The following is a 7,259-nucleotide window of genomic DNA, read 5'->3' as shown; positions in this document are numbered from 1 at the left end:
GGCGCCGCTGACCGGTGGACGGCGTTTCGCGGAGGGCCCCGCAGGCACGCAGCCTGCGGGGCCCTCCGTCGTTCGCGGGCGCGCCGCGCCCTTTCCCGCGGCGGCCCCCGTTCACCTCGCCCAATCCACACCGACAACGTACAATATGCTCGTGTGTCTTTACCGAGAGAAGGGCGGTGGATATGGCGGAGGCCGGCATCGGCGTGGATATCGTCGAGATCTCCCGGTTCGAGGAGATCCTTCAGAGGACTCCCGGCTTCGTTCCGCGGATGTTCACCGATGAGGAGCGCGCGTACTGCGACTCCTCGAATCGACCTGCAGCGCACTACGCGAGCCGCTTCGCGGCCCGTGAGGCCGTCCTCAAGGCTCTCGGCACCGGTTTTGGCCAGGGCGTCGGGCGCAAGGATGTCTCCGTCTCACGCGATGCGCATGGGCGGCCCCTCGCCGTCCTCTCCGGCCGCGCGAAGGAGATCGCCGAGGAGCGCGGTATCGTCGAGGTCGCGCTCTCGCTCTCGCTGACGAGCGGTCTGGCCGTCGCCAACGCCATGACCATCACCGCGGACGCACGCCCCAAACCAAAGGAATCCAAGCAGGACGGCAAGGCGCTCATCGCCCAGTCGTTCCGTGACGCGCGCTCGGTGCTCGATGAGCTCGACACCGTCCAGTTGGCTGAGTTGACCGCTGTGGACGCCCCCGATGTCCCGGCAGAACAGGAGCAGGCTGATGAAACCCATTCTGAGCACTGAGGAAGTCCGGAGGCTCGAGGACATCATCGAGCGCGAAGGCACCTCGAAAGCCGAGCTCATGGAGCATGCCGGCGAGTTCGTCGCCGCCGTCGCCCAGGAATACGATCCCAAGGAGGTCGTCGTCCTCACCGGATTCGGCAACAACGGCGGTGACGGCTGGGTCGCCGCTGATATCCTGCAGCAGCGCGGCGCCCATGTGACAGTCGCCACGCCCGTCGGGCCGAGCGAGGTGCCCTCCGCCCTCGCGCGCCATGTGGCGCGCCGCACATCGGGTCGCGACGTCGAGGTCGTCGTAGGGCCGTCCCGTGACGAGCTCTCCGACCTGCTGTCCGGCGCGGACCTCGTGATCGACGCCATCCTCGGGACCGGCTTCCACGGCCAGCTCCGCCCGCCCTTCTCCATCTGGATCCCCACGCTCAACGAAACGGCCACCCGCGTCATCTCCGTCGACGTCCCCTCCGGCCTGGACTCCGAGACCGGCGTCGTCGAGGACTGCTGCGTGCGCGCCGACAAGACGGCGACCATGATCGCCCCGAAGATCGGCCTGTACAGCGCCGATGCCCCCCAGTACGTGGGAGAGCTCGTCTGCGGCGAGCTGTACGACAAGCTCGACGAGGTGATCGACGACGTCGACCATGCCGCGGAGATCGTCGAGGCGGCCGATCTCGTCGATTTCCTCGAGCCGCTCCCCGCGACCGTGAACAAGTACTCCCGCGGCTCGGTGCTGGTCGTCGCCGGATCCGCCCGCTATCCCGGCGCGGCGATGATGGCGGCCAAGGCGGCCGCGCGCGCCGGGGCGGGCTACGTCGCGGTCGCCGCTCCCGACGCCTGCGCGAACCTCATCCGCATGGCCCTGCCGTCCGTTCCCGTCATCGCGATCCCCTCCGATTCCCGCGGATCCTTCGGTGCGGCGGCCCGCCAGGTGGTGTGCGAGACGGCGAAGAAGTACGACTGCGTCCTGTGCGGGCCGGGTATGACGACCGCCTCCGGCTGCATGCAGGTCGTTTCGGGCCTGCTTGAGCTGGACGTCCCGCTGATCCTGGACGCCGACGCGCTGAACTGCCTCTCCCGCCTCGCCATCGACGGGATCGACAAGACCCCTGAGCTGTACCGCCGAGAGGCGCCGCTCATCCTCACGCCGCATCACCGCGAGCTCTCGCGGCTGGTGGGGGACCTGCCCGTGGACGATCTGGGGACCGCCATCGACGCCGCCCAGCGCGTCGTCTGGGCGGTCGGCTCGGACAACCTGGTCGTCGTCGCGAAGGGCGCCACGACCGCGGTGGTGGGCGTCGAGAGGGTCCTCATGCCCATGTCCGGTCCCGCTTCCCTTGCGACGGCCGGATCCGGCGACGTGCTCGCGGGAATCCTGTCCGGGACGGTCGCCACGACCCACGGCGAGGTCGAGCGGTGGGAGCTACTCGCCTCCTATGCGGTCGCGGTCCACTCCTACACCGGGTTCGCCGCCGCCGCGGAATACGGCGAGAGAAGCGTGATCGCAACCGACCTCATCGACCTGATCGGCGAGGCCATCCAGCTGGTGGAGAACGCGGCCTGCCGCGAGCTCGGCATCTCGGGCGACGAGGGGGATGAGTAGGCCGTGATAGGGCGTAAGGAGCCGTCGACGCGCTGGGCGTGGGTCGAGATCGACCGCGGGGCCCTGCGCCGCAACACGAGGGCCTTCAAGAACCTTCTCGGTCCGCGCCAGCGCCTCTGCTGCGTGGTGAAGGCGGACGCCTACGGCCACGGGGCCGTCGAGTGCGCGAAGATCATGCACGCGACCGGCTGCGACATGTTCGCCGTCGCCACGGTCATGGAGGGCGTCGAGCTGCGTCGGGGAGGGATCTCAGAGCCGATCCTCGTGCTCTCCGAGCCCCCGGCGACGGCCATCGACACGCTGCTCGAGCACAGCCTCATGCCGTCCGTCTACACGTCGGAGTTCGCGCTGGCGTACGGCGAGCGGGCGGTGAGCCTGGGCGTCGTGGGCAGGTACCACATGGCGATCGAGACGGGGATGAACCGCATCGGCGTCCATTACGCCGACGTGATCGATTTCCGGCGCGAGATCGACTTCCACCGCGGCATCCGATGCGACGGGGTCTTCACCCATTTCGCCACGGCCGACGAGTCCAACGGCTGGGACTACAAGCTGCAATGCAAGCGCTTCGACGAGGCGGTCGCCGCCATGCACGAGGCGGGCTTCGAATGCGGGATCGTGCACTGCGACAACACGGTCGCCTCGATCCTCGACCCCTCGATGCGCTACGACATGATCCGGGCGGGCATCGGCCTGTACGGCCTGCAGCCGAGCGAGGTCACGCGGCCGGTCTTCCCGCTCGAGCCGGTGATGAGCGTGCGCGCCCGCGTGACGCGCACCGCGCATCCGGCGATGGGCGAGGGCGTGGGCTACGGCTTCACCTACCGCGTGCCGCGCGCCCGCGTGCAGATCTGCACGCTGCCCATCGGGTACGCGGACGGCCTGTCCCGCACGCTTTCCAACCGCATGGACGTGCTGTTCCGCGGTATGCGCGTGCGCCAGGTGGGCAACATCTGCATGGACCAGTTCATGGTCGCCATCCAGCAGACGTCGCAGCGGGAGACGCCGGAAGCCGAGATGGGCGATCTGATGACCGTCATCGGCCGCGACGGGGGCGCCGAGATCACCATGGACGAGATGGCGCAGCTGCGCGGGACCATCAACTACGAGGTGGCATGCGGGTTCGGCATGCGCCTGGAGAAGATCTACACCTAAGGAGCCGAGATGGGCGTGATGCACATTCCAGGCCACGAGCACCAGCGTCCGCGCGAGGTGTCGCTCGAGGAGATCCGCGGGGTCCTGGGGGACTGCCGCCTGTGCCCTCTGTACGAGACGCGCACCACGATCGTGTTCGGCGTGGGGAACCCGCACGCCCGCGTGATGTTCGTGGGCGAGGCGCCGGGACGCAACGAGGACCTGCAGGGCGAGCCCTTCGTGGGGCGCGCCGGCGAGAACCTGAACGCGATCCTGTCGCTCGCGGGTCTCAAGCGGGAGGACATCTACATCGCCAACGTGCTCAAATGCCGTCCGCCGGGAAACCGCAACCCGCGCCCCGAGGAGGTCCTCGCCTGCTCCCCGTTCCTGCGCGAGCAGATCCGCAGCATCTGGCCGGACATCATCGTGACGCTCGGGAACCCCGCGACGCACTTCGTGCTCAAGACCGAGATCGGCATCACCAAGCTCCGCGGCCGCTTCCACCAGATGGGGCACTTCGTGGTCATGCCCACGTTCCACCCGGCGGCGGCGCTGCGCAACCCCGCCTGGCAGGAACTCCTCGAGGCGGACTTCCGCATGCTCGGCGACTACCTGGAGCGCCATCCGGTCGACGGTCCCTCCGTGCCCGCGACGGTCGCGGAGGCGGCGCGGCATTCCGAAGCGCTGCCCCGGATGGAGGAGTAGCCGTGTCCTTGGAGCGAAGCGCCGTCGGGCGCTACCGGAGCGGGAGCGCGCAGGACACGGAGCGGTTCGGAGAGGTCGCCGCCGCGTCGCTCGCCGACGGCGACGTCCTCGTGCTCACCGGGGGCCTCGGTGTGGGGAAGACCCGGCTCACGAAGGGCATCGCGCGCGGGCTGGGGGACGGGCATCCCGTCACGAGCCCGACCTTCGCCCTCATGGCCGTGCACGACGGCGGGCGGATCGAGCTGTTCCACTTCGACCTCTACCGCTTGGAGCACGCCTTCGAGCTCGAGGATACGGGCATCTACGACGTGCTGGGGTACGAGGGCGTCTGCGTTCTCGAATGGGGCGAGCAGTTCCAGGACGAGCTGACCGACGAGTTCCTCTCCGTGACCCTCGGGCGCGTGGACGACGACCCCGATGCGCGGGCGATCGAGCTCGAGGCCCATGGTGCGCGCGCCGAGGAGCTTCTGCGGGCGATCGACGGGGCGGTCGCCTCCGACGGGAGCGGGGACCGGGGGTGACCGGCCCCCGCCGGATTCGGATGCGACGGCATGATGTGGTCGCGGCGGCCGCGGGGCCCGTTGGGTGCGCCCGCGTCGGACGCCGCTGGAAATGAGATGGATGAGATGACACAAGGGAACGAGCGGTATCTGGTCGCCGCATGCGACACCTCGACGGACATGCTGATATGCGCGTTGGGGTGGTGGGCTCCGTCCGAGTCCGGCGCCGCGCGGGTCGAGCTGCTGGCGTCGGGCGACCATATGTGCCGCCGCCGCGCCAACGTGGAGCTCGTCGACACGCTCGACGGGGTGCTCCGTGACGCGGGGCTCTCCATGGCCGATGTCGACGGGGTCCTGGTCGGGCGCGGGCCGGGCTCGTTCACCGGGGTGCGGATCGGCATCTCCACCGCGAAGGGCCTCGCCTGCGGGGCGAACCTGCCGCTCGAGGGGGTGTCCACCCTCGATGCGAGCGCCTGGACCGCATGGCGCGCCGGGGTGCGCGGCCTGCTGGCCGTGGCGGCCGACGCCATGCGCGGGGAGGTCTACCCGGCGCTCTACCGCCTGGACGAGGCGGGCGCGTCGCGCCTGTACGAGCGCGAGCGCGTGGTCAAGGCCGCCCTCGCCGCCCGGGAGTGGGCGGAGCGCCCGGATGCGGGCGAGCTGCAGCTCACCGGCGACGGCCTGGTGCGCTACGGGAAGCTGTTCGAGGAGGCCGGCCTCATGGGCCGCGCGTGCCCGCGGGAGCTGTGGTGGCCCTCGGGCGAGGGGCTGCTGCTCGCTGCGGCGGCGGATGCCCCCGCAGCGCTTCCCGGCGGCGACCCGGCGCTCGTCCTGCCCGTCTACACGCGGCTCTCGGACGCCGAGGAGAACGAGCGGCGCCGCCTGGGGCTCGAGCAGAGCGAGGAGAGCCGCGTGACGGGGGTGGCCGACGAGCTCGCCGGGCGCCATCTGCAGTTCCGCCCGATGGGTGCCGCGGATGCCGAAGCCGCCTCGGCGCTCGAGGAAGCCTGCTTCTCCGGTTCCGGGCACGCCGCCTGGACGCCCGAGATGTTCCTATCCGAGCTGGGCGAGGGCGCGGCCGTCCCCCGCACCTGGTGGGTCGCGCATGACGACGGCGAGCTCGTGGGCATCGCCGGCGGCATGGTGGTCGACCGCGACGTGCAGGTGCTCGACGTCGCGGTCGCATCGGGCCGCCGCCGGCAGGGCATCGCCCGCAAGCTGCTCTCCCATGTGAGCTACGACGCCCAGATGCTCGGGTGCGCCACGGCGTCGCTCGAGGTCGAGGCGGACAACGACGCCGCCATCGCGCTGTACGAGGGGCTCGGGTTCTCCCGCGCGGGCGTTCGCCGCGGATACTACGGCGCCGGGCGCGACGCGCTCGTCATGACGGCCGACCTGCCCCTCAGGTTGCCGGTGGACGCGGCGTCCCCCGAGCCCACCTCCGCCGCCGCGCGCCCCTGGCCCGCCCCCGTCCCCTCGCGCACCGACGCCGAGCGCGCGGAGATCGCCCGGCGCCAGCCGGTGCTCGCCATCGAGAGCTCCTGCGACGAGACCGCCGTCGCCATCATCGACGCCGAGGGCAACCTGCTGGCCAACCAGGTGTCGACCCAGATCGACTTCCACGCGCGCTTCGGCGGCGTGGTGCCCGAGATCGCCTCGCGCAAGCACGTCGAGGTCATCGTGGGCGTCGTCGATGCCGCGCTCGAGGAGGCGGCGGCGTCGCTCGGCCTTGCCGACGGCCCGCTTTCCCCGGGTGAGCTCGCGGCGGTCGGCGTGACGCAGGGCCCGGGGCTGGTGGGGGCGCTCGTGGTGGGCGTCGCGTTCGCCAAGGGCTTCGCCTTCGCGGCGGGTAAGCCGCTCATCTGCGTGAACCATCTGGAGGGGCACCTGTACGCCAACCTCCTCACCACACCGGACCTCGAGCCCCCGTTCATCTTCACCCTCGTCTCCGGCGGGCACACCATGCTCGTGCACGTGCGCGCCTGGGGGGATTACGAGGTGCTCGGAGAGACGCTCGACGACGCGGTGGGCGAGGCGTTCGACAAGGTCGCCATGGCGCTCGGGCTGGGCTATCCCGGCGGCCCGGTCATCTCGCGCCTCGCGGAGACGGGCGACCCGAAGGCCATCGACTTCCCCCGGGCGCTCAACCGGCGCGGGGACTACCGTTTCTCCCTGTCGGGGCTGAAGACCGCGGTGACGCTCTACATCGAGCAGGAGACGAAGGCGGGCCGCACGATCCACCTGCCCGACCTCGCCGCGTCCTTCGAGGCGGCGGTGTTCGACGTGCAGTACAAGAAGGCCCGCAACGCCCTGCGCGAGACGGGCGCCCGCGAGTACTGCATCGGCGGCGGCGTGGCGGCCAACCCCCATCTGCGGGAGATGATGGTCCGCAAGCTGACGCGTCAGGGCATCCGCGTGACGGTGCCGCCGCGAAACGCCTGCACGGACAACGCCGCCATGATCGCCGTCGTGGCGCGCGAGAAGTTCGCGCGCGGCGAGTTCTCGGACTTCAGCGTGGACGCGGACCCCAATATGACGCTGTAAGGCACGGCGCTCCAGGGGGATACCCCTCTTCGAGCC

The 7,259-nt window shown here is 70.6% G+C and carries 6 protein-coding genes; all 6 read left to right on the top strand.

Annotated features, from left to right (window positions below; genetic code table 11):
* Positions 1–182 precede the first annotated feature (182 nt).
* The 6 genes from acpS to tsaD all read left to right on the top strand — a co-directional run bounded on the left by acpS (position 183) and on the right by tsaD (position 7,223).
* Positions 183–746, top strand: coding sequence for a holo-ACP synthase (acpS, locus tag PHA29_RS03415; protein ID WP_270574989.1), 564 nt, complete (start codon positions 183–185; stop codon positions 744–746).
* Positions 724–2,340: an NAD(P)H-hydrate dehydratase gene (locus PHA29_RS03410; protein WP_270848097.1), complete on the top strand. Its 1,617-nt coding sequence runs from the start codon at positions 724–726 to the stop codon at positions 2,338–2,340. The genes acpS and PHA29_RS03410 overlap by 23 nt, the downstream gene beginning before the upstream one ends.
* Positions 2,341–2,343: 3 nt before the next feature.
* A complete protein-coding gene (gene alr / locus PHA29_RS03405; RefSeq protein WP_270574987.1) occupies positions 2,344–3,495 on the top strand; it encodes an alanine racemase in 1,152 nt (383 codons plus the stop codon).
* 9 nt (positions 3,496–3,504) lie between these two features.
* On the top strand, positions 3,505–4,179 hold the full coding sequence (locus tag PHA29_RS03400; protein ID WP_270848095.1) for a uracil-DNA glycosylase: 675 nt from the start codon (positions 3,505–3,507) through the stop codon (positions 4,177–4,179).
* Positions 4,180–4,181: 2 nt separating this feature from the next.
* Positions 4,182–4,700 carry a tRNA (adenosine(37)-N6)-threonylcarbamoyltransferase complex ATPase subunit type 1 TsaE gene (gene tsaE / locus PHA29_RS03395; RefSeq protein ID WP_270404044.1) on the top strand — a complete coding sequence of 173 codons (519 nt, stop codon included), beginning with the start codon at positions 4,182–4,184 and terminating at the stop codon, positions 4,698–4,700.
* A 105-nt stretch (positions 4,701–4,805) separates the two neighbouring features.
* On the top strand, positions 4,806–7,223 hold the full coding sequence (gene tsaD, locus PHA29_RS03390) for a tRNA (adenosine(37)-N6)-threonylcarbamoyltransferase complex transferase subunit TsaD (protein WP_270848092.1): 2,418 nt from the start codon (positions 4,806–4,808) through the stop codon (positions 7,221–7,223).
* Positions 7,224–7,259 lie beyond the last annotated feature (36 nt).

Source organism: Candidatus Collinsella stercoripullorum (assembly GCF_027669965.1).
Taxonomy (GTDB): Bacteria; Actinomycetota; Coriobacteriia; order Coriobacteriales; family Coriobacteriaceae; genus Collinsella; species Collinsella stercoripullorum.
Note: the sequence above shows the minus strand (reverse complement) of the source record. Positions and strands in the feature narration are given on the sequence as shown.